Consider the following 22,683-nt stretch of genomic DNA (forward strand, 5'->3'; position numbering starts at 1 on the left):
ACGTACTCGGCGGGGTGGGTGATGTTGTACGGGTCCAGCGGATTGAGCCCGCGGGCGAAGTTGACCAGGCCCGCCGTCCCCTTCACCACACCACCGAGGAAGTGCGACGTGTCCAGCGACAGACCCTCCAGCCCATCGGCGACCTGCTCGCTGTAGGACGGCTTGGGCGGAGCGGCGTCCCGGGCCTGGGCCACCGCCTTGACCGCACTCTCCTCCGCCTTGTCCCGCTGCCGCCGCGCCTCGTCCAGCTTCTCCTGCGCCGCCTTCGCCTTCGCGGGACCCGGGTCGGCGAAATCTCCTGGCTTCTTCGGCTTGGCCCCCGGGTCCTTGCCCTCCTGGACGGCGGCGTTGTACGTGTCCACCGCCGCGTTGTACGCGTCCACCTTGCCGTTGTAGACCGACCGCGCCTCGTTTGACGCCTTCTTCGCGGCCTTGTAGGCGTCGATGGCCTCCTGGGCCTGGCCCTGCGCCCACTCCACGGTGCCCGCGAAGCCCTCCAGCGCGACCGCGGCCTTCTCGCACGCGTCGGCGGCCTTGAACCACTTCGCCGGCTCGTCCGCCACCTTCTTCCGGAAGGCGTCCGCGCTCTTGCCCTTCAGCCGGGAGGCGTCCAGCCCCTTCAGGCCCCTGCCGACCTGGTCGAACGCCTTCTGGAAGTCACGCAGATGGGTGGCTGTGGACCGCAGTTTCCCGGCGCTGCCGAAGACCAGCTTCTTCGGGTCCTCGGTCTCGCCCAACTGGAACTCGGCGACATCCGCCCCCAGCGCGTTCGCCGCCGAACGGGACTTGTCACGGACCCAGTCCGCCCCGCTCTCCCAGCCGACCTTGTCCAGACCCTCCGCGGTCTTGTTCCCCAGCCACTCCACACCGTCCCCGACGGCCTCAGTGCCCGACTCAACCGCGTCATCCAACCAGTCGGGGGTCAGATCCCACCCCATCAGCCGTTGTCTCCCTGCCCCGGGGCGTGACTTGCCCAGACTCGTGTTCTGCAACCTTCTGCACCGTACAACAAGGTGTTCTGCTGCAAACCACGCGGAATGGGCTGGTCTGGTTCCCGCGATCACGCCCCGGTCACACGCCGGGCTGTCAGCCGTCGGCGGGTGCTGTCCGCTCGGCGCGGATGTCGTGGCCGTCCGCCGTCAGACAGCGGCCGGTGGACAGGTCGTAACGCCAGCCGTGCAGGGTGCAGGTGAGCTCGTCGCCGTCGAGCTGCCCGAACCGGCCGAGGTCGGCGCGCAGATGGGGACAGCGCCGCTGGACGCGCCAGCCGCCCAGCTCGACGTGCTGGCCGTCGTCGTGTCCGGAGTCGTAGTAGTTCTCCACGTACTCGATGCGTTCACTGGACAGACACTTGAAGAACACGTACAGGAATTCGTTGTACGGCCCGATCCGGCTGGCGGTGAAGCGCAGCGACAGCAGCAGGCTGTTGGACCAGTCGACCTCGCGCCGGGCGATGTTGGTGGCCACCAGATCGCCCGTGGTGGACAGCGTGTAGCGGCAGCGCTCACCGTCCCAGCGGCGGACCTGTCGGGCCGGGAAGTCGATCACGATGGAGGTGTCGTCCACATCCAGCCGGGCCGGGCCGCCGACCCCGTCGCAGATCCGGTCCGCCCGCGCCAGCAGCGGTTCCCACCACTGCTTGAGCTCGGCCAGCAGGCGGTCGGGCGGCAGCGCAGGGGCGCGCGAGGCGCGCTCGGCGGCGAGCGCGGGCTGCTGTCTGCGGGCGAAGTCCCGCAGGTATGCGTCCTTGTGCTCGAAGATCTGGTCGATCTCCTTCGCGGTGTAGCGGTGGGTGAGCTTGCACGCGGTGTGCAGCGGCTCGGCGACGGTGCCCGGCAGCAGCAGGTGCGCCGATACCTCCGGCCGCGCCTCGGCAAGCTCCGCCAGGAACTCCCTCTGGTCGACGAAGATGCTTGTCCCGTCGCGGCCGGTGCCGTTGAACCGGAACAGGTCCTCGTCGAGGAAACAGGGCGGACCGGCGTTGGGGAACACATGCTTGGCCTCGACGGCGTCGATGTAGCGCAGCGCCCGCTCGGACTGGCCCTCCCGCTTACGGGCGGCGAACTCCCGCTTCGCGGTGTCCGGCAGCCGGTAGACCATCGGCCACCAAATCGCCCCGGAGAACTGCAGGAAGTGCGCGTCGACCTCGCCGAACGCCCGGATCGAGGGGATGTCCAGCGGGTGTGCGTCGTTCTGGTTGAGCAGCACGGTCTCCCCGTCGTCCAACGACAGCGCGGAGTCGCCGATGGGGCCGTCGCCGGGGCCGGTCAGGGCGGTGATCATGATGCGCAGACCATCGCGCTCGACCGGGACACCGCTGCGGGTGCGCAGGAACTCGCTGAATCCGAGCGCACGCAGCTCGCACTCCAACTCGTCGGTGGCGAAGGCGGGGAGCAGCACGGTGAGGTCCTTGCGCACATTGCGGCGCAGGTTCTCCGCGTCGAAGTGGTCGCGGTGCAGATGCGATATGTACAGGTAGTCCGCGGCCCGTCCGTAGTGGTCCCAGTCCAGATCCGTGTTGTCGGGGAACGGGAACCACGAGCCGAAGAAGGCCGGGTTGACCCAGGGGTCGCAGAGCACCGTTCCGGCGGCGGTCTCGATGAACAGTCCAGCATGCCCAAGTCCGGTTACACGCATAGCGCAGCACCTCAGCCCGGCTCCGTAGGTCACCCGCCCCGACCGTCATGGAAGGGGCCGGTACATCACGTTTTTCACTGTGTGCGGATTTCGGGGGGTATGCACCCGCAGCGCGCGGTCCCAGGGCACCGGGACGCGCGGATGGCCAGGCCAGGGGCGGTGGCCGGGGTCTGGTTTCCCCTGGTCGAGCGTCGCCCGGTTGCCGTAGCCCGGCGTGTCGCGCGGCGCCGATGGGTGGGGGCCCGGGCCCGGTGTCCCCGGCGGTCGCACACCCCTGTCCCGTACTCCACCGGGAGTACGCCCGGCCACCGCCCCGGGGCGACGCCGCCGCGGTCCGAGGCGGTCTAGCGTTGCGGGTATGCGTGAATTCTCCCGGGGACGGCACCCCAGGTCCGGGCGGGCGGCCACCCGGACCTGGGGCCCTCCGTGGTGGAGCGCGGGCCCCGAGGCCCACCCCGCCGCCCGCCTGCCGTGGCGCTCCTCGCTGGTCGTCGCGTCGCTCCAGCTGGTCGGGACACAGTTCGCCGCGCAGAGCCGGCCTGAGCGGGCCGACCTCGGCCTCCTCGGCCGGGTACTGCTGGTGGCCGGGCCCGCGCTGCTCCTCGTACGCCATCGACACCCCCGGCTCGCCGTCCTCGGCACCTCGGCCGTCACCGCGCTCTACCTCGGCGCCGGATATCCGTACGGCCCCGTCTTCCTCAGCGTCGTCGTCGCCTGCTTCGCCGCCGTGGCCGCCGGGCAGCGGGTGGCCGCCTGGAGCGCGCTCGGCGGGCTGTGGACCGCCCACCTGCTCATCGCCCACTGGCTCTATCGATGGCTGCCGCCCGGGGACGACGGCCCCGCCGCCTGGGGGACGGAGGCGGTCGTCGCGGCCTGGGCGGTGGCGGTCGTCGCCGCGTCCGAGCTCGTCCGCGTACGGCGGGAGCAATGGGCCCGCGAGCGGGCCGAGCGGGAGGCGGCGGAGCGGCGCCGCGCCGACGAGGAGCGGTTGCGCATCGCCCGCGAGCTGCACGACGTCCTCGCCCACAGCATCTCGGTGATCAACGTCCAGGCGGGCGTCGGCCTCGCGCTCCTCGACCAGGACCCCGAGCAGGCCCGCACCGCCCTGACCACCATCAAGGCGGCCAGCAAGGAGGCGCTGGGCGAGGTCCGCCAGGTCCTGGACACGCTCCGGGCCCCCGGGGCCGCGCCGCGCTCGCCCGCCCCGGGCCTGGACCGGCTGGACGAGCTGACCGACCAGGCCCGCTCCATGGGCCTCGCGGTGAGCGTCGAGGTGGACGGCGTACGGACCGCCCTGCCGCCCGGCGCCGACCTCGCCGCCTTCCGCATCCTCCAGGAGGCCCTGACCAACGTCGTCCGCCACTCCGGCTCCCGCACCGCCCGGGTCCGGCTGCGCTACGCCACGGCCGAGCTGGAGCTGCGGATCGACGACGACGGTCCGGCGACCGCGATCGGCGCGACGAGCGGGGCCGCCGACGGTGGCAACGGGCTGGTCGGCATGCGTGAGCGGGCCGCCGCGCTCGGCGGTACGGTGACGGCCGGGCCGCGCCCGGACGGCGGCTTCCGGGTCCTGGCCCGCCTCCCGCTCTCCGCCGCTACGGTGTCCCCGGCACCGCGGCACGAGACGCCGCCGGGAAGACCGCAGGGGAAGCCGTCGGAGACACCGTCGGGCGAAGCGACCACGGAGGCCCCTTGAGCTCCTTGAACTCCTTGATCCGGGTAGTCCTCGCCGACGACCAGGTGCTGGTCCGCGCCGGGTTCCGCGCCCTGCTGGACGCCCAGCCGGACATCGAGGTCGTCGGTGAGGCCGCCGACGGCGAGCGGGCGGTGGCCCAGGTCCGTGAACTGCGCCCGGACGCCGTCCTGATGGACATCCGCATGCCGCAGCTCGACGGCCTCGCCGCCACCCGCCGGATCACCGAGGACCCGGCGCTCGGCGAGGTGAAGGTGGTCATGCTGACCACCTTCGAGCTCGACGAGTACGTCTTCGAGGCGATCCGCGCGGGCGCCTCCGGCTTTCTGGTCAAGGACACCGAACCCGAGGAGCTGCTGCGCGCCGTACGGGCGGTCGTCGCGGGCGACGCGCTGCTCTCGCCCGGCGTCACGCGCCGGCTCATCGCCGAGTTCGCCGCCCGGTCGAAGGAGCCGGCGCCCGCCGCCGCGCTCGCCGAGCTGACCGACCGCGAGCGGGAGGTGATGGCGCTCGTGGGCATCGGGCTGTCGAACGAGGAGATCGCCCGGCGGCTGGTCGTCAGCCCGCTCACCGCCAAGACGCACGTAAGCCGCACCATGATCAAACTAGGCGCGCGCGACCGCGCCCAACTCGTCGTCCTCGCCTATGAGTCGGGCCTGGTACGCCCGGGCTGGCTCGGCTGAGTCTCCACACCTCGGTCCGCCTGTGCCACCGGGCCAGGCCCGCCGCCCGGGGCGCGACACACGCCGGAACACGGCTCAGAACAGCGCCTCCGGCGCCGCCGCCTCCCGTACCGGCGCGACCACTTCCGCCGTGGTGGCGGCGTCCGCGGGGGCCGCGGCCAGCGGCCAGCCCGCCAGTTGCCGGGTGTCGAGCAGCAGGGCGCGGCCCGCCGAGTCGGTCAGGTGGACATCCGGCCCGGCCACGGCCTCCACATGACCCGCCACGATGCGTCCGGGGGCGAGCCGGACGGTGCCGTGCGCCGGGCGTACGCGGTCCAGGTGGAAGACGGCGTCATGGTGGACGGGGGCACACGGACACAGGTCGAGGGATTCCGGGAGGCCGTCCAGGGCGCGCGCCCGCGCGTGGAGCGCGGCGAGTTGCGCCGCGCGCTCCCGCTCGGGCGGCGGGGCCTCGCGCGCGGCGCGCTTGGCGGCGTACGGGAAGCGGTCCGGCACGCCGAGCGCGGTGCCCAGCACGGACTCCGCCCGGCGGGCGGCCATCAGGGGGCCGCGCCCGAGCAAGGTGTAGGAGAGCGCGGCCTGTTCGAGCAGGCGGGCCCCCTCGCGCTCGGCCGCGGTGATCCCGACTTTGATCAGATCCGGGCCGAACCAGGCGAGATACACGTCGTACGGGCGCGGATCGTCGGTGCGGGTGTCGGCGGCCACGGAGTACGAGCGGTCCAGCCGGGCGCAGTCCGGGCACTGGGCGGACACGGCGGACGCGGACACCTCGGCGCCCGCCGGGCACGGCGTGTGCCGGGCGCCCCTGCGCACGCCGGCACAACCGCGGGCGGGACCGGTGATCAAGGCCAGCGAGCGGCCCGGCGACAGCGGGGAGACGCGGTCGCCGTGGGCGGGGTGGTGCCAGGCCAGCGCGGGTCCCGAGCGGTCCCAGCGCAACCCCGCGCACCGCCACTGGGTCATCCGGTCCCCTCCCTGCCCTCAGGGAGGGCGTCAGCGCCTGTACGAAAAGGCGGGCGTCAGCCGCGCCGCTTGCGCGGCAGCCACCACAGGACCTGGAGGACCCGGGCGAGGAACCCGGCGGCGGCCGTGCAGGCGGCGGCCGTCAGCCAGGTCCTCTCCGCGGCTTTGCCCAGGTCACCGAAGAGGGCCGGGCTCGCGCAGACGAAGAACAGCAGGGCCGCCAGCAGGGCACCGGTGACGACCGCGAACATGATCTCCACGGTGATGGCGTCGCGCTCGGCCTGGGGGCGAGGACCGCTGAAGGGGTGCGTGCCTGTCATTGCACCAGCTTAGGGGCTAGAAGCCCGAGCGCTCCCGCCACAGCTCGGCCAACGATGTGTCGCCCGTGGCCCGCAGCCGCGTGAGCGGCAGACGGTTCCACAGCGTCAGATACAGGTCCTGCGCCGTCCCCGACAGCTCGCAGTCGGCGTCCCCGGCATCGCCGGCCTCGGCGCGCGGAGGGCCCTCGGACAGCCGCACCGTCCAGACGACCTCGACGTCCGTGGCCCGCAGCCGCAGGGTGCGCGGCGTCTTTGTGCGCACCCGGCTCCGCTCGGTGGCGTGGAACCCGGTCAGCAGCTCGTCGAGGCCGTCCGCCGCGAAGGCCGGGTCGACGGGGGAGAGGTCCTTGCCGAGCGCCGACTCCGCGTCGACCCGGTGGATCGCCGTCTCATGGGCCTGCCGCTGCGCCCAGAACGCGAGCGGTGTGCGGGAGGTGGGCAGGATGGTGAAGTACCGTCCGTCGGGGTCGGCTTCGTCGAACGCCTTGACCAGCGCGTCGTGGCCCTCGCGGAACCAGGGCGTCAGATCCGCGTCCTCGGGCTCCTGGCCGGGCTGGGGCCGCACGCCTTCGGTCAGCCCCTCGGTGAGAATACGGGTCACCCAGCGGTGCACCATCCCGATGTGCGCGAGCAGGTCCCGTACCCGCCATTCGGGGCACGTGGGCACCTGCGCGTCCGGCCCGGCCTGCCGCGCGGCGTCGGCCAGCAGCCGGCTCTCGCGGTCCAGAGCGTCGATCAACTCGGCAATGTCCATGGGGGAATCCTGCCAGTCCCGATCGATTTGCCGCGCCTGAAAGACAGGGGACGGGCTCAGATCCGGCCGTCGGCGGGCTGTCCGGCCCGGCGCGCGCCGTACGCCACGGCCGCCGCCACCGCGGCCAGCAGGGCGACCGTGGTCAGGGCGGTCGGCAGGGAGAGCCCGTCGGCCAGGAAGCCGATGGCCGGCGGGCCGAGCAGCATGCCGCCGTAGCCGAAGGTGGAGGCCGCGGCGACCCCGCTCGGCCCGGTCAGGGCGCCCGCCCGCGCGATGGCGACCGGGAAGAGGTTGGCCAGGCCGAGACCGGTGACGGCGAAGCCGAGGAGCGCGAGCCAGACGGTGGGGGCGAGCGAGCCCAGCAGCATGCCGGCCGCGGCCGTGGTGCCGCCCGCGACCAGCGTGCGGGTCTGGCCGAGCCGTTCGAGGAGCGCGGTGCCGCTCAGCCTGCCGACGGCCATCATCAGGGCGAAGACCGAGTAGCCCGCCGCGGCCAGTCCCGGGGACGCGTCGAGGTCCTGGTCCAGATGGAGCGCGGCCCAGTCGGCCATCGCCCCCTCGCCGTACGCCGTGCACAGCGCGATCAGCCCGAAGACGGCGACGAGCCGGCGCGCGGCGCTCCGGGAACCGGCCTCAGGCGTCCGCCCGCCCGGAGCCGCATTCGCTGCGGCGGCCGCGCTTTCGGCAGCTGCCGTGCCCGCTGCGAGTGCCGTGCCTTCCGCCCGTGCCGTGCCTTCCGCCCGTGCCGTGCCCTCCGCCCGTGCCGTGCCCTCCTCCGCCGGGGCCGGTACGGGGACGGGGACCGGAAGGCGGATCAGCGCCCGGCCCGCGACCGCCGCGAGCAGCAGCCCGGACGCGGCGAGCAGCGACAGATGGGCGGTGGGGCTCAGCCGCCCCGCTATCAGCCCGCCCAGGGCCGCACCCGCCATCCCGCCCACGCTGAACGCGGCGTGGAAGCCGGGCATGACGGGGCGGCGCAGCGCGGCGATGAGATCGACGGCCGCGCTGTTCATGGCGACGTTGAGCCCGCCGAACCCGGCCCCGAAGACCAGCAGGACCAGCCCGAGGGCGAGCGCGGAGCCGGTCAGCGGCGGCAGCGCGACGCTGAGCGAGAGCAGGACGGCCGCGGCCACCGTCGTGGGGTGGCTGCCGTAGCGGCGGCAGAGCCGCCCGGTGACCATCATGGTGGCGACCGCGCCCGCGGAGACGCCGAGCAGGGCGAGCCCGAGGGCGCCTTCCGACGCGCCGGTCCGTTCCTTGATCGCGGGGATCCTGACCACCCACCCGGCGAACACGAATCCGTCGAGGGCGAAGAACACGGTGATGGCGACGCGCAGTTGGGACAGCGTTCGGTCCGCCGCGACCGAGCGCCGTCTCCCCGGAATCACCGTCCATGTTTTGTTTCCTGTCGGCACAAAGTGAGAATAGGGTCGTGACCCAGACACGGACAAGGCTCGAGCGGGGCCGAAGCGCTCTCGGCCCGGCGCTGGAGCTCGTACACACCGGCCGGGCGCCCACGCGGGCGGTGCTCACGACCGAACTCGGCGTGACCCGAGCGACCGCGGGCGCCGTCGCCGCCGAACTCGAAGCGCTCGGCCTGATCCAGGTCGACTCGCGCCCGCTCGGGGCCGGCGGGGCGCAGGGCCGCCCCTCGCACCGCCTCTCGATCGCCCCCCGCGGCCCGGTGGCCCTCGCCGCCCAGGTGCACGCCGACGGCTTCCGCGCGGCCCTGGTCGGGCTCGGCGGCCGGATCGTGGCCACCGACCCGGGCTGTATGACCGTGCCCGCCGATCCGGCGCATGTCATCGACGCGGTCGTCGAGGCCGGGGCCCGGCTGCTGCGTGAGAGCGGCCGCCGCTGCGTGGGCGCCGGGCTCGCGGTCCCCTCCGCGGTGGCCGAGCCGGAGGGCACCGCCCTCAACCCGCTGCACATCGCCTGGCCCGCGGGCGCGCCCGTACGCGAGCTGTTCACCCGCAGCCTCGCCGAGGCGGGCGTCCGCGGACCCTCCGGGGCGCCCCTGGCCGGCCTCGCCGGCAACGACGTCAACCTCGCGGCCCTGGCCGAGCACCGCCACGGCGCGGGCCGCGGCGCCCAGCACCTGCTCTGCGTCGCCACCGGCCACCGCGGCGTCGGCGGGGCGCTGGTCCTCGACGGGCGGCTGCACACCGGCAGCGCGGGCCTGGCCCTCGAGGTCGGTCACCTGACCGTCAACCCGGAGGGACCGCCCTGCCACTGCGGCAGCCGCGGCTGCCTGGACATCGAGGCCGATCCGCTGGCCTTCCTCATCGCCGCCGGACGCGACCCGGGGCCCGAGGTGTCCCTCCTGCAACAGGCCCGAGACCTGCTCCGCGACGAGTACGCCGACCCGTCCGTGCGGGCCGCCGCCGACCTTCTCATCGACCGGCTCGGCCTCGGCCTCGCCGGGCTCGTCAACATCCTCAACCCCGACCGCATCATCCTCGGCGGGCTGCACCGGGAGCTCCTGGAAGCCGACCCGGAGCGGCTGCGCGCGGTCGTGGCCGAGCGCAGCCTGTGGGGGCGCAGCGGGGGCGTGCCCGTCCTGCCGTGCACCCTGGACCACAACAGCCTGGTCGGCGCGGCGGAGTTGGCCTGGCAGGCGGTGCTCGACGACCCGCTCGAGGTGCTCGGCGCGGCGTGAGCTGGAGACGACGCGGCCGGGCCCCGGGCCCCGGGCCGCCCCCGGCCCGCGGGCCGGGGGCGTGCGTCAGTCCTCGCAAGCCGGTACGTCAGCCCTCGCGCCAGCCGGTACGTCAGTCCGCGCGCCAGACCGTGGCCAGGGCCCGGGCCGGGTTGGCGGTGAGCATCCGGTGCACCACCTCGTCCCCCAGGGCGAGTTCGAGTCGCGGGCGCAGCCGGCGGAGCAGATACGGCATGCCGGGGCCGCCGTTCACCGACCGGGCCGCGGCCGTGGTCGTGTCGCCGCCCAGCAGCAACTGGTCGGCGTACCCGGCGTCCACGAGCGCGGTCAGCGCGTCGGGCAGCCGCCAGTCCGTGGCGTGGTTGGCCCGGGAGGGCCCGTCGAAGGCGAGGAACGCCCCGGCCCTGGCCGCCTGTTGGTGCACGACCGGGTCGGGCGAACGGTTCAGGTGGCCGAGGATCACGTGCCGCGGCGCCACCCCGTGCTCGCCGCACAGCAGGTCCAGTACGTCCAGGGCGGCCGTCCCCAGCTCCAGGTGGACGGCGATGGGCGCGCCGGTGCGGTGGTGGGCGTGGGCGGCCGCGGCCATCGTGCGGCGGGCGTGGGCGTCGAGGCCGTGGAAGCCGCCCGCGACCTTGATCAGCCCGGCGCGCGGCCCCGTGCCGCCGATGCCGCGCGTCAGCTCGTCGACGAAGAGCTCGCCGAGCCCGTCGAGCACCGCTTCGACGACGCCCGGCGGGTAGTGGTGCGCCTGGTGCAGCCCCGTCGCGGCCACCAGATGGACGCCGGTGGCCCGGGAGAGCCCGACCAGCTCACCGGCCGCCCGCCCGAGGCCGTAGGGCGTCCACTGCGCCACCGCGCCCCCGCCGAGCCCGCGGAAGGCCCGCAGCTCCGCGTCCGCGGCGGCCACGTCGGCCAACTCCTGCCCGGGCAGCAGCACGCTGCGGATGAACAGGTGGTCGTGCGCGTCACAGACGCCCAGCGCGTCGCCGGGGACATCGCCGAGCACGGTCCGTACGGCGGTCCGGTCCATGGCCTCTCCCGTGGTCTGCGCGGCGTGTCCCGCGCGTCCGGCCGCGCTCACCACTGACGCCCGCGGGGGAGCCGGGCCAGGTCCGGCGCGGACAGGTGGAGCACCTGGTAGCGGTCGCCGGGGGTGTCGGGCGGGGCGGTGCCCGCCCAGAGAGTGAAGTGCAGCAGCTCCCAGCCGCGCGGGTCGATGCCGAGGGCCGTCGAGTGCACCCCGTCCGTGCGGGCCAGCCGCCGCAGTTCCTCCAGCGCGCCCTCGACCGCGCCCGCCGGACCGCCGCCCGACGCGTCGGGGCCCGCCGGGACGGCCACGGCGTGGCGGGTGGCGGTGCGCGGTACGGCGGCCAGGGCCGGGCCGTGCTCGAAGGCGAGCCCCTGCCAGTTCTCGACCACGGGGCGGCCGAAGTCCCGGACGACGCCCTGGAATCCGGGGCCCCACAGAAAGCGGTTCATGGCCTCCGGCTCGGCCCACAGATAGAACGGCGCGTAACTGTTGACGGGGGAGCCGTCGACCCCGCGCTCGCGGATGCCGTAGGCCTTCAGGCCGAGGCCGGGGAAGTCGTCAAGCGCGGGGCCCTTCGTCTCCACCCGATGCCGGATGATCTTCATGTCGTAGTCGGCGGGCAGGGTGATCCGGTATTGCATGGCGTGCAAGGAGAACTCCTGTCGTGTCAGGCCCATGGAGCGTACGGCGCCTTGACGTGGTGGCGCCTTACCAGCGCCTCAGGAGGGGGACGGGCGCGTCGCGCGGGCGGCGAGCAGATCCAGCAGGCCCTGGACGGCGCTGTCGAAGGGCTCAGCGGACCCTGCGGCGCGGGCCACCACATAGCCGCCCTGCACGGTCGCCACGACCGAGGCGGCGGTGCGCTCCGGGTCGAGACCCGCGTCGAACTCCCCGCGCTCCACGCCCTCGGAGACGATCCGGGCCAGCCGCGCGCGCAGCCAGTCGAGCGTCTCCGCCACCGGCTCGCGCAGCGTGGGGTCGGCGATGATGTCCGGATCCATCGTCAATCGGCCGATCGGGCAGCCCCGCAGTACCTCCCGCTCGCGCAGCAGATAGGCGCGGACGCGGTCGTACGCGGTCCCGGGGGCGGAGAAGCACGCCTCGGCCGTGGCGCGCATCTGCTCCGCGGTGCGGCGGATGGCGGTGAGCGCGAGGTCGGGCTTGCCGCTGAAGTGGTGGTACATGCTGCCCTGGCCCGCGCCGGCGCGCTGCTGGATGGCCTTGGGGCTGGTGCCCACGTAGCCGCGCTCCCACAGCAGGTCCTGGGTGCTCTCGATCAGTCGATCCGCAGTGCTCATGAGGACACTGTACATACTAGTAAGTACAGTGGGGGTGCGGGTACCGGGTCCGACACGGTGCCGGACCCGGGGCGCGGTCAGTGGTGGACGGCGGACCGGGCGGCGGGCGCCCGCTCCCGGACCCCGGCAGGCGGCGCGGGACGCGAGAGGTCGGTGCGGTCGGGCGGGGCGGTACGGCCCGCGCCGTGCGTCGCGAAGGGGGACTTGGCGGGGGCGGCGGGCTGCGGCACGGCCAGGGTGAACCACACGACCTTTCCGCTGCCGTCGTCCCGGGCGTGCATGCCCCAGCTCTGGCTGACCGCCGCGACCAGGGCGAGCCCGCGGCCGTGGGTGGCCAGCGGATCGCACTCGCGGACGCGGGGCAGTCGCGGATCCTGATCACGGACCGAGACCGTCAGGCGGTCCAGCATGAGGGCGATCTCCACCGTGCACTGCTTGTCGGGCTCGGCGTGCCGGTGGACGTTGGTGAGCAGTTCGGTGACGGCGAGCGCGGCGGGATCGATGAGCGGATCCAGATGCCAGTAGCGCAATTGCGCGGACACGATTCTGCGGACCTGTCCGATCCGCGACGGCAGGGCCTGCAGCTCCACCGTGCAATGCCTGCTTGGACGACTGATCACGGCTGCGACTCCCTGAAGAAGTTGGGGCTAGCCTGATTCAGATGCGGGCGTCGTACACGTTCAGCAGTGGTGGCTGCTGGGCGCGACCGGGAGGGGCTGGATCTCAGCGTCACCGCCCGTTGACCCTCAGTGATACCGATACGCGTCCAGAGTCAACCCCGCCGCCCGCATGCGCAACTCAGGGGGCACCTCCCAGCGGTGCCGGGGGAGGTGTCAGCCCTTGGGCGAATGTCCTCGCGCGCTGCGGATCGCGTCGAGGAAGCGGTTGGCGGCGCCGGGCGCGGCGGCCTTCGCCGCGGCGTCCCGCTCGCCCAGAGTCAGGCGGTAGCGGGTGCCGTTGACCGTCGCGAGGGCCTGATCGCCGTCCGTGAACCACGGCTTGCTCGCATGGACCGACTGCACCGGGGCGCTGTCGATCTCCCGTCCGTAGCTGGTCAGCAACTGCAGCCTGCCGTCCTTGATCAGGACCTGTCCGGCATGCGTGACCGAGCGCAGAAACCGCTCGATCCGCACCCCGCGGGCGTTGAACTCGGTATCGGCCACGGTGACCGCCTCCCCGCTGTCTCTCGCCGGCATGCGCGCCGCTCTCCCACGTCTTCCATATTTTCCCTGCTGCGCAGTGTGCCCCGGGACAGGCCCGCGATGCCAGGGCGCACTGGTGCCCACTTATGATCCGAAAAGGTCCGAGTGCGCCACTGGGTCGCCACAAGAAGCAAAGGGCGGCGCGCGGAGAGCACAGTGAGCGCGGCCGACTGGGAGCCCGCTGTCCACGGGCCGTACGAAGGCTGCGTCCGCCCCGGCGAGCCCGGGCCGTCGAGCGCAGGACGGGCGTTCCACGGGCACCGGTCGGTGGAGCGCCGAGGAGCGTCGGCTCGCCGCCCCACCGGCGGCGCGCGGGGACGGCCTCGGGGGGCGCACGGGTAGCGTGTTCGCGCCCCTGTGCGACCCTGGCGGCGCTGTCTCGGCACCGTACGACCCGGACGCCCGCGCCGGTGCTCAGGCGGCCAGCCGGCGGTCCAGGGCGCGCACCGCGTCGCGGAAGGCGCGCCGCAGGCCCGGCCGCAGCAGCCACAGGGCGCCCCGCAGCGGTGCCACCCCGTCCAGCGCGAAGGTGTACCGCACCACGGAGCCGGTGCCGGAGGCGGACGGCGCCAGCCGCCACTCCTCCAGCAGGGCGCGCAGCCCCGGCACATTGGTCCGGTCCACGCGGTAGGCGTAGCGCTCCCCGGGCTCCGCCGCCATGACCGTCTCGACGAAGCGCGTGCCGCCCTTCAGCCGGATCTCGCGCCCCCTGCCGTCGTCGGTGGACCGGGCCCCGGCGACCTGGCGGTACCAGCGCGGCCAGTTCTCGACGTCGGCCAGCGCCTTGAACACCGCCTCGGGCGGGGCGCCGGCCTCGGTGACGAAGACCAGCCGCAGCGGGGCCGTGCGGACGTGGTCGAGCCCCACGGGACGCAGACGATGTCTCATGCCGCCACGGTAACTGGCGCCCCGTCAGATGTCTGCGGCGCCAACCGGCTTGCCTCTTCTAGCCTCACATGGCGGGCTCGCCCGCCACCACCAGCTCCCCCGGAAGATGCTCCAGGATCTCCGCCCGCGCATCCCCGGGCAGCCCCGGGTCCGTCACCAGTGCGTCCACCTCGTCCAGCGAGGCGAAGGAACTCAGGCCCACCGTGCCCCACTTGGTGTGGTCGGCGACCACCACCACCCGCCGCGCCGAGCGGACGAAGTGCCGGTTGGTCTCCGCCTCCGCCAGGTTCGGGGTCGACAGGCCGGCCTCCACCGATATCCCGTGCACCCCCAGGAACAGCACATCGAAGTGGAGCGAGCGCACCGCGGCGTCCGCGACCGGACCCACCAGCGTGTCCGAGGGGGTGCGCACCCCGCCGGTGAGCACCACCGTCGCCGCCCCCGGGCGCGGCCCCGCCCCGCCGCCCGCGGCCGACCGCTGCGCGTTGTAGAAAACATCCGCGACCCGCACCGAGTTCGTCACCACGGTCAGGTCCGGCACATCCAGCAACTGCTGCGCCAGCGCGAACGCCGTGGTCCCGCCGGCCAGCGCGATGGCGGTGCCGGGCGCGGCCATCGCCGCCGCGGCCTTCGCGATGTCCTCCTTGGCGCTCAGCTCGAGCCCCGACTTCGCCTCGAACCCCGGCTCATAGGTGCTCGCCTCGGCGACCGGCACCGCGCCGCCGTGCACCTTCTCCACCATGCCCAGCCGGGCCAGGGCGTCCAGATCGCGACGGACCGTCATGTCCGACACGTTCAACTTGCGGGTCAGCTCGTTGACCCGCACCCCGCCGCGCCGTCTCACCTCGTCGAGGATCAGGGCACGCCGCTGCTCGGCGAGGAGATTCTGGTTGTCGCTCACCGCGGCCCGTCCCTTCCCGTTTCTCGTCATGCCTCAGCCGCCATCCGTCCGCGGGCACATCTTCGCATGCCGCGGTGACACACGATCGCTCCCGAACCCAGGGATTACGATTTCGCCACGCCCGGCGCCGCCGCGTCGGACGCCCGCGGCGGGGGCACGATCCTGGACGGAACGACCACACCGGGATCGGGGGGCACGGTGGCAGCGGCGATGCGCACGAGTACGGGCACGGCGGCGGAGGCGGACGGACCGCCCCCGCCCGACCTGGAGTTACTGGTCCACGGCGTCGGCGGGACCACCCCGCAGGAAATGCTCACCGACCCGCGGACCGTGCTGGTCACCGGCGACGGGACCGCGGGGATCCACCGGCGTATCGAGGACGCCGACGCCGAGGACCGCCCGCAGGACTACCGCGAGTCGCCGGTCCGCGAGGCCTACTGCTGGTCCAACCTCACCTCCGGCAACGGCGCCCGCGCGCTGTGGCTGCTCCTGCTGCCCTTCATGGTCGTAGGCCTCGCCCACTGGATGCGGCCCGCGGCCGACCGGCGCGAGCGCACCGTGCGCACCTACGGCCTCCTGGTGCGGCTGGTCGCGCTGAGCCTGACCGTCCTGCTGATCGCCGGGGCCTGCGAGGTCGCGCTCGACCTGGTGGCCTGGCAGTGCGCCGGCTCCCAGGCCTGCGGCGGTCACCGGTCCTGGCTCGGCTTCATGTCGCCGCCGGGCCACGGCTGGTGGAGCCAGCCCGGCCGCCGCCTCGCCCTGGCCTCGCTCGTGCCCACCGCGCTCGGCGGGCTGCTGTGGTACTTGTCCAACCGCACCTGGAGCGCGTACGAGTCGCAGCCCCCGCTGCGCCGCCCGGTGGACGAGTCCGACCCCGCCTCGGGCAACCGCGCCGCGCTGTGCCTGCCCGGCTTCTGGTACGGGCGCAGGATCGTCGCCCGGCTGCGCGCCGCGCACACCGCCGCGTGCTTCCTGACCGTCGCGGCGGGTCTCACCGCCGCCACCGCCGCCCACGACCGCGAGCCGGGCGGCAGCGCCGTCCTCGACACCATCGGATGGCTGCTGCTCGCGCTCCTCGGCGCGGGCGGCCTGCTCGTGGTGTACGTGATCTGCCGCCGGGGCCGCAGCGAGAGCAAGGTCGACGACGAGCTGGACCGGATCACCACCACCGCCCTGCCCGGCGCCTCCCTCGGTCTGCTCGCCCTGGCCATGCTGTACGCCGGCTGGTCCCGGCCCGGCTGGACCTCCCACGGGCGGCTACCCGGCGACGCGACCTTCGGGGTCCTCGCGATCATCCAGGGCGCCCTGGTCGTCGCCCTGGCCGGCTGCGCCCTGGCGCTGCGCCGGGCGGCGCCCGCCGGGCGCGCCCCGCTGCGCGGCCTGGCCGGTCCGGCCGTGGCGATGCTGGCCTGCGGTCTCGGCGCGGTGCTCTGCGGCGGCGTCGCCCAGCGCGTCGCCGACTGGCTGGACGGCGATGCCACCCCCGGCATGGACAGCGGAGCCCCGATGGACGGCCCCCCGGTCCTGCTGTCCTGGCAGGCCGCCGTCATCCCCGCCGTGCTGCTCGTGGTGGTGCTGGTGGCCCTGTTCTTCGCCGTTCGGGTGTGGCGGGTGCGGCGCCGGCTGATCCGCACCGTGCCCGACGGCTACCCGGGGGAGCGGCCCGACGCCGTACGCACCCGCAAGATCGCGGGCGTGATCGCCCGCGCCGGGCTCACCGACTCCGCCCCGGGCATCGTCGGCCCCGTCGCCCTGTCCACCCTGCTCCTCGGCGCGGGCGCGGTCGTCGGGGCCTGGGCCACCCACCAGGTGCCGGGACGGGCCGCCGACGGCGCGCCGCCCGTCGTCGAGGCCGCCGCCCAGACCGCGCAGGCGCTCGGCTCCTGGCTGATGGGCCTGGCGTTCCTGCTGCTCGTCACCTGGGCCCGCCGCGCCTACCGCAGCCCCTCCGCCCGCCGCACCATCGGCATCCTGTGGGACGTGGGCACCTTCTGGCCGCGCGCCGCCCACCCCTTCGCGCCCCCCTGCTACGCCGAGCGGGCCGTCCCCGACCTCACCTGGCGGATGGAGACCTGGACCCGGCGCCACGGCGGCCGGCTGGTGATCTCCGGCCACTCCCAGGGCAGCGTGCTGGCCGCCGCCGCGGTCTGGCAGGTCGACCGGCGCACCCGCGGCCGGGTCGCGCTGCTGACCTACGGCTCACCCCTGGAGCGGCTGTACGGGCGCTGGTTCCCCGCCTACTTCGGCACGGCCGAGCTGTGCGCCCTGCACGACGAGGTGCGCTGCTGGCGCAACCTGTGGCGGTACACCGACCCCATAGGCGGCCCCATCCGGCTGCCGGACGGCACCGGGCCCGAGGTGGACCACGACGGGCTCAAGGACCCGCTCGCCTACGGCCGCACCCCCGACCACCCGCTGCCCGCCCCGATCCTCGGCCACGCGGACTACCAGGCCGACCCCGCCTTCGACCGGGAGCGGGCCGGGCTGCTGGCCCGCCTCCCGGAACAGCACCCGGCGTCTCACAAGAGCTCCGGCCCGCCGTCTCACAAGAGCTCCGGCAGGTCCTCCGGATAGAGCAGCGTGAGGTCGTCCGTGCTCGGGTCGGTCAGCTGCGCCACCCGGCCCGCGTGCCGCTCCACCATGGCCTCGAAGGTCTGGCGGGCGGTACGGCCGTTGCCGAACGCCGGGCCCTTGGGGATCGCCGTGAAGTACTTCAGCAGCGCCTCGGCCGCGCCCTCGCCGATCCGGTACTCGTGCTCCTCCGCCTGCTGCTCCACGATCCGCAGCAGCTCCTCCGGGGCGTAGTCCCCGAAGGTGATGGTGCGCGAGAAGCGGGACGCCACGCCCGGGTTGACGGACAGGAAGCGCTGCATCTCCTCGGTGTAGCCGGCCACGATGACCACCACCGCTTCCCGGTGGTCCTCCATCAGCTTCACCAGCGTGTCGATCGCCTCGCGGCCGAAGTCCCGGCCGGAGTCCTCCGGCGACAGCGCGTACGCCTCGTCGATGAACAGCACGCCGCCGCGCGCCCGGTCGAACGCCTCCTGGGTACGGATCGCCGTCGAGCCGATGTGCTCGCCGACCAGGTCCACCCGGGAGACCTCCACCAGATGGCCGCGCTCCAGCACCCCGAGCGAGGCCAGGATCTCCCCGTACAGCCGGGCCACCGTCGTCTTGCCGGTGCCGGGGGAGCCGGTGAAGACCAGATGGCGGCGCACCGACGCGGCCTTGAGCCCCGCCTGCTGGCGACGGCGGCCCACCTCGATCATGTCGGTGAGGGCGCGCACCTCGCGCTTGACGCTCTCCAGGCCCACCAGCGCGTCCAGTTCACCCAGCACGGCCTTGGACGGGCGCACCTCCACCGCGGGGGCGGCGGGCGCGGCGGGGGCGCTGCTCTCAGCGGTGCGCTGCGCCGGAATGCTCCCCAGCAGCCCGCCCGTCGACGTGGCGGTCTCCACCGCGGGCTTCCCGGCCGCCGGGGCGGCCGACCGCGCGGCGGGCGTGGCCGCGCTCTCGTCGCTCGTGCAGTCCTCCACGATCGGCCCGGCCTCGGAGAACTCGTAGCCGCCGCGCGAGCACCGCTCGGTGCGGCACCGGGTCAGGGTGGACCGGCAGCCGTCGATGATGTGGAAGCCGTAGCCGCTGCTGCCGGTCACCCGGCAGTTGTGGAACGTGCCGCGGCCCTCGGCCGACACATAGAAGCCGGCCTCGGCGGGCGAGGTGACCGTGGTGCGCTCGACCCTGGGGTCGGCGCCCTTGGTGACGATCACGCCCGTCGAGGCGCCGTCGATGGTGCAGCCCGCCAGCGTGCCGCCGCTGCCGTGGTCGCGGAACCAGGCGCCCGTCGCCGCCTCGCGGATCCGGCAGTCGTCCAGCTGCGCGGTCGCCCCGTCGCTCACCGACACCGCCGTGTTGCGCACCTGCGACAGATCGCTGTCGACGACGTCCACGCGCGAGCCCCGGTCGAGCACGAACAGCGCGTCGGGTACGTCGTGCACCCGGCACGAGTCCAGGACCGCCGTCGCCCCGTCGCTCACCCACACCGCGGGATAGTCGCCCGTACTCTCGTGCAGCTCGCACTGGTTGGCGTCCACGCGCGTGCCCGGGTCCCACACCGACAGGCCGTTGCGCCCGAACCGGCGCACCTTCGAGCGGGTCAGGGTCAGCACCGACCGGGACCGCAGATCGATCGCGTTCTCCGGGACGTCGTGGATGTCGCAGTCCGCGAGGGTCAGCACCGCGTCCGTGTCGAGGTTGATGCCGTCGGCGCTCGTGCGGTGCACCCGGCAGTCGGTCAACGACCCCGTGGCGCGCCCCGAGACCTGCACACCGGCGCCCCTGACCTCGTACACCTCACAGCCGACCGCCTCCAGCGCACTGCCTTCGCCGGTCAGCGACAGTCCCGCGCCCGAGGCGTGGTGCACCCGGCAGCGTTCGAGCCGCGGATGCCCGCCGCCGCGCACATCCACGCCCGACTGGCCCGCCGCCACCACCTCGCAGTCCTCGAACACCCCACCGGCCCCGTCGAGCACGCTGACCCCCACGCCCGCCGGGTTGTCCACGGTGCAGCGCCGCACGGTGGGCCGGGCGCTGCCGCGCACCTCGATCCCCACCGCCGAGCGCGTCGCCACCCGCACATCCGAGACCTCCGGGGTGCCGTCCTCGACGAGCAGCGCGGGCGAGGCCGAATCCTGGCCCTCGATGTGCAGATCCTGGATCACCGCGGACGCGCGTATGGTCAGGGCGACGCCGTCGGCCGGGGCGATCCGCACCGAGCCGCGCCCCGAACCCTCGGGGCCGCGCAGGGTGACGGCCCGGCCCACCACCAGATTCTCGCGGTAGGTGCCGGGGGAGATGGAGAGCACATCACCGTCCCCCGCGGCCTCCAGGGCCGCCGAGAGGGAGGCGTACTCTCCTGTGCGGCGCCGCCACCGCGACGTTCCGCTGTGCGTCACCTGGACGACCGAGCCCTGTGCCATGGTGCTGTTGTGCCCCCACCTCGTGCGTATGCCGGCTGCGTGCGACTGTGCCACTGTGCTGTGAAGGCCCCACCGTAGCGTGCGCGGAGGGCGGTGTGTTGACGCGGCCGGTGGCCGGAACGCCCGGCTCCGGCCAGCGCCTCAGCGCGGGTCGGCGCGGTGGCACACGGCCGTCAGTTTCCGGCCCCCGTCCGGCCCCAGTCCTGGCCGGCCCGCTCCCATGCGATGTCCCACTGGGCGTAGCGCCGGCGCATCAGCCGCCATACGACCAGCCGCCGGGTGCCCTCGAACAGCCCCGCCGCGGCCGCTCCCGCCCCCAGCCCGGCCAGCACGGCATGGGTGGCGGCGGTCGCCTCGTCCAGCGGGCGGCCCGTCGGCCTGCCCCGGTCGTCGGTCCAGATCCGGAACCGCTCGCCGGCGTCCGCGCCCGGGTGGGTACCCAGCGCCCCGGAGTGCTTGCTGCCGTCCGGCCCGGTCCACTTGGCGAATACCCGGCGGTGCGCGTCACGCGCCGAGGCGGTCTCCGGGTCGGAGTCGATACGGGGGTGCGGCAGGACCTTCACCACGGTCGCCGTCACCAACTGGCGCTGCGCCCGCTGCTCGCGCACGGTCTCCTGGAGCACCCCATGCGTGAGCGAGCCCGCCACCCAGCCGACCGCGGGGGCCACGAGGACGATGAGCAGCACGGCCAGCAGCGCCGCCCATGCCTCGGCGAGGTCCGTCCTACGGCGCAGCGGATTGCGCCGCCAGCGCCACAGTCCGCGGATCGTCCGCATGCTCACGCACCCCCTTCCCCATTCGTGGATACCGCATGCCGGGCCGGAAATACGTGGATTCGTCGAAGAGAGAGCAATATCACGAGGTCGGGCCTTCCGTCGCGTAAGGTCAGCCGGATGCCAGGGGTACCCGCCACACCAGCCGCGTACCCCCCGCCTCGGGAGCCTCGATATGCAGCGTGCCGCCGTGGAGTTGTGCCCTGGAGCGCATGTTGACCAGGCCGCCGCTGGGTTCGCTGCGGCCCATGCCCACCCCGTCGTCCGCCACGGTCAAGGTGGTCGCCGCCCCGACGCTCAGCCGTACGTCCACCCGCCGCGCCCGCGCGTGCCGGGCGGTGTTGCTCAGCGCCTCGGCGAGCACCGCGAGCACCTGATCGGCCACCTCGTCCGGCACATCCGTATCGACCGGGCCCTCCACCACCAGCGACGGGGTGAAGCCGAGCACATCGGACGCCGACCGCACGGCCTTGACCAGACGCCACCGCAGACCGGTGGCCTCGGCGTCGCCGTCCCCGACCACCCGCAGCGCGAAGATCGTGGACCGGATGATCTTGATGGTCTCGTCCAGGTCGTCCACCGCCCGCCCCACCCGCTCCGCCGCCTCGGGGTGCTCGATCAGCCGACCCGCGCTCTGCAGCGTCAGGCCCGTCGCGAACAGCCGCTGGATCGCCAGGTCGTGCAGATCGCGCGCGATCCGGTCGCGGTCGTGGCGCAGCGCCAGCCGCTCGGACTCCGCACGGTGCCGGGCCAGTTCCAGGGCCAGCGCCGCCTGCGCGGCGAACCCGGAGAGCAGCGCCACCTCGTGGTCGTCGAACGGCGGGCGCCCGGCGAGCCGGCACAGCCGCAGCGCCCCCGAACTCCGCTCGCCCGCGACCAGCGGGACGGCCACCAGCGGGCCGAACTCCCCCTCCCGGGCCGGGATCGGCCAGGCCCGCGGATCGTGCCGTACGTCCCCGCTGACCGCGGGCCGGCCGGTGCGCGCGGCCAGGCCGGCCAGCGACCCGTCCGACGGCACCACCTGCCCGCCGAGCCGTTCCGCGTCATGGCCCTCGGCCACCTGCACCAGCAGGCTGCCCGTCCCCTCCGCCGGCAGCAGCACCGCCGCCGAATCGGCCAGGGACACCTGCAGGGCGAGGCGGGCGATCAGGCTCAGCGCCTCCCCCGAGGGGGTGCCGGCCAGCAGCGTCCGGGTGATCACCCCCGACGCCTCCAGCCACTGCTCGCGGCGCCTGCTCTCGTGATACAGCCGGGCGTTGTCGATGGCCACGCCCGCGGCGACCGACAAGGTGGTCAGCACCGCCTCGTCCTCCGGGTCGAAGTCCGCGCTGCCGCGCTTCTCGGTCAGATACAGAATCCCGAAGACCTCGTCGCGGACCCGGATCGGCACCCCCAGGAACGACCGCATGGGCGGATGGTGCTCCGGAAAGCCCTGGCTGGAGGGGTGCTCGGCCAGATCGGTCAGCCGCAGCGGCTGCGGACGGCGGATCAGCTCGCCGAGCAGGCCGTGGCCGCCGGGCAACGGCCCTATGCGCCGCGCCAGCCCCTCGGATATGCCCACCGGCAGGAACTGCGACAGACGGTGCTGGTCGACCACGCCCAGCGCGCCGTACTCCGCGTCGGCCAGCACCACCGCGGCCTCCACGATCCGCCGCAGCACCTGCTCCAGATCCAGCTCGCGGCCGACGCTGAGCACCGCCTCGAGCAGGTTGTGCGTACGGCCCTGTGTGGCGCGCGCCGCGTCCAGCCGCGCCTGTAACTCGTCCAGGAGCTGGTCCAGACGCAGTTGGGGCAGCGCCGGATGGCGCCCCTGATCCGCAGTGCCCGACACCTGGCCTCCGTCGTGCCCGTCAGCGCATCCGCCGCGCCCGTCGCCGCTTGACCGCAGCCTAGCCGCGAC

General features: G+C 74.1%; 20 protein-coding genes. 4 read left to right on the forward strand and 16 right to left on the reverse strand.

What is annotated here, in order from left to right; all coding sequences use genetic code 11:
* Positions 1 to 938 (reverse strand): putative T7SS-secreted protein (locus ACFZDL_RS45995; protein ID WP_391194457.1); only part of this gene is annotated, 938 nt, incomplete at its 3' end.
* Between the two features lie 148 nt (positions 939 to 1,086).
* Positions 1,087 to 2,637 (reverse strand): Rieske 2Fe-2S domain-containing protein, encoded by a 1,551-nt coding sequence (locus tag ACFZDL_RS46000; RefSeq protein ID WP_353596858.1) that lies wholly within the window; start codon positions 2,635 to 2,637, stop codon positions 1,087 to 1,089.
* 358 nt (positions 2,638 to 2,995) lie between these two features.
* Between ACFZDL_RS46000 and ACFZDL_RS46005 the strand changes: the two genes are divergently transcribed.
* Together ACFZDL_RS46005 and ACFZDL_RS46010 are read left to right on the forward strand one after the other, a co-directional pair.
* Positions 2,996 to 4,333, forward strand: a complete 1,338-nt coding sequence (locus ACFZDL_RS46005) for a sensor histidine kinase (RefSeq protein WP_353596859.1) — start codon at positions 2,996 to 2,998, stop codon at positions 4,331 to 4,333.
* A gap of 14 nt (positions 4,334 to 4,347) precedes the next feature.
* Positions 4,348 to 5,013: a response regulator transcription factor gene (locus ACFZDL_RS46010; RefSeq protein ID WP_353596888.1), complete on the forward strand. Its 666-nt coding sequence runs from the start codon at positions 4,348 to 4,350 to the stop codon at positions 5,011 to 5,013.
* Between the two features lie 75 nt (positions 5,014 to 5,088).
* Here the strand turns inward: ACFZDL_RS46010 and ACFZDL_RS46015 are convergent, their stop codons facing one another.
* Genes ACFZDL_RS46015 through ACFZDL_RS46030 form a run of 4 tightly spaced genes read right to left on the reverse strand, consistent with a single transcriptional unit; the run spans position 5,089 to position 8,465 of the window.
* Entirely contained in the window at positions 5,089 to 5,976 is an 888-nt protein-coding gene (locus tag ACFZDL_RS46015; protein WP_353596860.1) for a DUF2797 domain-containing protein, read from the reverse strand.
* A 56-nt stretch (positions 5,977 to 6,032) separates the two neighbouring features.
* Positions 6,033 to 6,296, reverse strand: coding sequence for a DUF6332 family protein (locus ACFZDL_RS46020; RefSeq protein ID WP_353596861.1), 264 nt, complete (start codon positions 6,294 to 6,296; stop codon positions 6,033 to 6,035).
* 16 nt (positions 6,297 to 6,312) lie between these two features.
* The gene (locus ACFZDL_RS46025; RefSeq protein WP_353596862.1) at positions 6,313 to 7,050 is read right to left on the reverse strand and encodes a maleylpyruvate isomerase family mycothiol-dependent enzyme; all 738 of its coding nucleotides are present in this window, start codon (positions 7,048 to 7,050) and stop codon (positions 6,313 to 6,315) included.
* A 56-nt stretch (positions 7,051 to 7,106) separates the two neighbouring features.
* Positions 7,107 to 8,465 (reverse strand): MFS transporter, encoded by a 1,359-nt coding sequence (locus ACFZDL_RS46030; RefSeq protein ID WP_353596863.1) that lies wholly within the window; start codon positions 8,463 to 8,465, stop codon positions 7,107 to 7,109.
* Between the two features lie 17 nt (positions 8,466 to 8,482).
* On the opposite strand from ACFZDL_RS46030, the gene ACFZDL_RS46035 reads away from it, so the two are divergent.
* Positions 8,483 to 9,709, forward strand: a complete 1,227-nt coding sequence (locus ACFZDL_RS46035; RefSeq protein WP_353596864.1) for an ROK family protein — start codon at positions 8,483 to 8,485, stop codon at positions 9,707 to 9,709.
* Positions 9,710 to 9,821: 112 nt separating this feature from the next.
* On the opposite strand, the gene ACFZDL_RS46040 is transcribed toward ACFZDL_RS46035, so the two are convergent.
* From ACFZDL_RS46040 to ACFZDL_RS46070, 7 genes are all read right to left on the reverse strand, one after another.
* On the reverse strand, positions 9,822 to 10,742 hold the full coding sequence (locus tag ACFZDL_RS46040; protein WP_353596865.1) for a phosphotriesterase: 921 nt from the start codon (positions 10,740 to 10,742) through the stop codon (positions 9,822 to 9,824).
* 47 nt (positions 10,743 to 10,789) lie between these two features.
* Positions 10,790 to 11,392, reverse strand: coding sequence for a DUF4865 family protein (locus ACFZDL_RS46045; protein WP_353596866.1), 603 nt, complete (start codon positions 11,390 to 11,392; stop codon positions 10,790 to 10,792).
* Positions 11,393 to 11,461: 69 nt separating this feature from the next.
* Positions 11,462 to 12,040, reverse strand: a complete 579-nt coding sequence (locus ACFZDL_RS46050; RefSeq protein ID WP_353596867.1) for a TetR/AcrR family transcriptional regulator — start codon at positions 12,038 to 12,040, stop codon at positions 11,462 to 11,464.
* Positions 12,041 to 12,117: 77 nt separating this feature from the next.
* On the reverse strand, positions 12,118 to 12,660 hold the full coding sequence (locus tag ACFZDL_RS46055) for an ATP-binding protein (RefSeq protein ID WP_353596868.1): 543 nt from the start codon (positions 12,658 to 12,660) through the stop codon (positions 12,118 to 12,120).
* A 213-nt stretch (positions 12,661 to 12,873) separates the two neighbouring features.
* The gene (locus tag ACFZDL_RS46060) at positions 12,874 to 13,203 is read right to left on the reverse strand and encodes a hypothetical protein (RefSeq protein WP_353596889.1); all 330 of its coding nucleotides are present in this window, start codon (positions 13,201 to 13,203) and stop codon (positions 12,874 to 12,876) included.
* Positions 13,204 to 13,656: 453 nt separating this feature from the next.
* On the reverse strand, positions 13,657 to 14,130 hold the full coding sequence (locus tag ACFZDL_RS46065) for an SRPBCC family protein (RefSeq protein WP_353596869.1): 474 nt from the start codon (positions 14,128 to 14,130) through the stop codon (positions 13,657 to 13,659).
* Between the two features lie 64 nt (positions 14,131 to 14,194).
* Positions 14,195 to 15,031, reverse strand: coding sequence for a DeoR/GlpR family DNA-binding transcription regulator (locus tag ACFZDL_RS46070; protein WP_353596870.1), 837 nt, complete (start codon positions 15,029 to 15,031; stop codon positions 14,195 to 14,197).
* Between the two features lie 210 nt (positions 15,032 to 15,241).
* On the opposite strand from ACFZDL_RS46070, the gene ACFZDL_RS46075 reads away from it, so the two are divergent.
* Entirely contained in the window at positions 15,242 to 17,605 is a 2,364-nt protein-coding gene (locus ACFZDL_RS46075; RefSeq protein ID WP_353596871.1) for a hypothetical protein, read from the forward strand.
* Here ACFZDL_RS46075 and ACFZDL_RS46080 read toward each other — a convergent pair.
* The 3 genes from ACFZDL_RS46080 to ACFZDL_RS46090 form a co-directional block, all read right to left on the reverse strand.
* Entirely contained in the window at positions 17,575 to 20,010 is a 2,436-nt protein-coding gene (locus tag ACFZDL_RS46080) for a right-handed parallel beta-helix repeat-containing protein (protein WP_353596872.1), read from the reverse strand. The genes ACFZDL_RS46075 and ACFZDL_RS46080 overlap by 31 nt on opposite strands.
* A gap of 173 nt (positions 20,011 to 20,183) precedes the next feature.
* The gene (locus tag ACFZDL_RS46085; protein WP_353596873.1) at positions 20,184 to 20,786 is read right to left on the reverse strand and encodes a hypothetical protein; all 603 of its coding nucleotides are present in this window, start codon (positions 20,784 to 20,786) and stop codon (positions 20,184 to 20,186) included.
* 109 nt (positions 20,787 to 20,895) lie between these two features.
* Positions 20,896 to 22,614 carry a GAF domain-containing sensor histidine kinase gene (locus ACFZDL_RS46090; protein WP_353596874.1) on the reverse strand — a complete coding sequence of 573 codons (1,719 nt, stop codon included), beginning with the start codon at positions 22,612 to 22,614 and terminating at the stop codon, positions 20,896 to 20,898.
* Positions 22,615 to 22,683 lie beyond the last annotated feature (69 nt).

This window comes from Streptomyces sp. NPDC007917, assembly GCF_042959105.1.
Taxonomy (GTDB): Bacteria; Actinomycetota; Actinomycetes; order Streptomycetales; family Streptomycetaceae; genus Streptomyces.

What these genes read in the sequence shown, in the direction of transcription:
- ACFZDL_RS46000 (WP_353596858.1), bottom strand. Translation starts at nt 2,637, where the DNA reads ATGCGTGTAACCGGACTTGGGCATGCTGGACTGTTCATCGAGACCGCC.
- ACFZDL_RS46005 (WP_353596859.1), top strand. Translation starts at nt 2,996, where the DNA reads ATGCGTGAATTCTCCCGGGGACGGCACCCCAGGTCCGGGCGGGCGGCC.
- ACFZDL_RS46015 (WP_353596860.1), bottom strand. Translation starts at nt 5,976, where the DNA reads ATGACCCAGTGGCGGTGCGCGGGGTTGCGCTGGGACCGCTCGGGACCC.
- ACFZDL_RS46020 (WP_353596861.1), bottom strand. Translation starts at nt 6,296, where the DNA reads ATGACAGGCACGCACCCCTTCAGCGGTCCTCGCCCCCAGGCCGAGCGC.
- ACFZDL_RS46025 (WP_353596862.1), bottom strand. Translation starts at nt 7,050, where the DNA reads ATGGACATTGCCGAGTTGATCGACGCTCTGGACCGCGAGAGCCGGCTG.
- ACFZDL_RS46040 (WP_353596865.1), bottom strand. Translation starts at nt 10,742, where the DNA reads ATGGACCGGACCGCCGTACGGACCGTGCTCGGCGATGTCCCCGGCGAC.
- ACFZDL_RS46050 (WP_353596867.1), bottom strand. Translation starts at nt 12,040, where the DNA reads ATGAGCACTGCGGATCGACTGATCGAGAGCACCCAGGACCTGCTGTGG.
- ACFZDL_RS46065 (WP_353596869.1), bottom strand. Translation starts at nt 14,130, where the DNA reads ATGAGACATCGTCTGCGTCCCGTGGGGCTCGACCACGTCCGCACGGCC.
- ACFZDL_RS46075 (WP_353596871.1), top strand. Translation starts at nt 15,242, where the DNA reads ATGCGCACGAGTACGGGCACGGCGGCGGAGGCGGACGGACCGCCCCCG.
- ACFZDL_RS46080 (WP_353596872.1), bottom strand. Translation starts at nt 20,010, where the DNA reads ATGGCACAGGGCTCGGTCGTCCAGGTGACGCACAGCGGAACGTCGCGG.
- ACFZDL_RS46085 (WP_353596873.1), bottom strand. Translation starts at nt 20,786, where the DNA reads ATGCGGACGATCCGCGGACTGTGGCGCTGGCGGCGCAATCCGCTGCGC.